We start from the raw sequence: 655 nt of genomic DNA, 5'->3' as shown, positions 1-655 counted from the left end.
TTATGAGGCCAAGAATATGGGTCGAAACAACACTCTGGTCAGCGATGAGCTGCGGATAAACTGCACCTCTTCCTGAGTTTTCCGTGCGGAACTGCCCGATCTTGCGACAAAGATCTTGCCATCGTTTACCCCCATCTATAGGATTAGAAATCATTATCATTTGGATTAACATCCTTATATCGCCATGGCTTACCGTTCCGCACCCATATCGGCACCAATGATTTAACGCAGTACACCCTGGCAGTTGACCGTGGTAATGATATGATTTCCCACCTTTACCAACCGATGTCGCCATCTGTTCTGACGCTGATCAAGCAAGTTATTGATGCTTCTCATGCTGAAGGCAAATGGACCGGCATGTGTGGTGAGCTTGCAGGCGACGAACNAGTACGCGAAAATAAACCGCTGATCTCCCTTTGGGCGCAATGGTATATCGGCCTGATGATGCCCCCGCTTATGGTGGCTCTGCTGACGCAAAAAGAGGCTATCGACGTCTCTCCTGAACATATGCACGTGGAGTTTCACGAAACCGGGCGTGCCGCATGTTTCTGGATAGATGTACATCAGGATCACCAGACCACGGCACTCTCACCGCAACAACGTATGGAAACGCTGATTTTGTCAGCCCTGACACCGGTCGTTCAGGCACTGGAAT

At 49.8% G+C, this 655-nt stretch carries 2 pseudogenes; both read left to right on the top strand.

Annotated features, from left to right (window positions below):
* Positions 1-207 precede the first annotated feature (207 nt).
* Positions 208-384, top strand: a pseudogene (locus FDX22_RS27575) (putative PEP-binding protein); the annotation flags it as partial.
* A gap of 3 nt (positions 385-387) precedes the next feature.
* A pseudogene (fhuF, locus tag FDX22_RS27570) lies at positions 388-655 on the top strand (siderophore-iron reductase FhuF); the annotation flags it as partial.

The organism is Citrobacter sp. TBCS-14, from assembly GCF_005280805.1.
Classification (GTDB): domain Bacteria; phylum Pseudomonadota; class Gammaproteobacteria; order Enterobacterales; family Enterobacteriaceae; genus Citrobacter; species Citrobacter gillenii.
The sequence above is the reverse complement of the archived record's forward strand: the minus strand, read 5'-3'. Positions and strand labels throughout refer to the sequence as shown.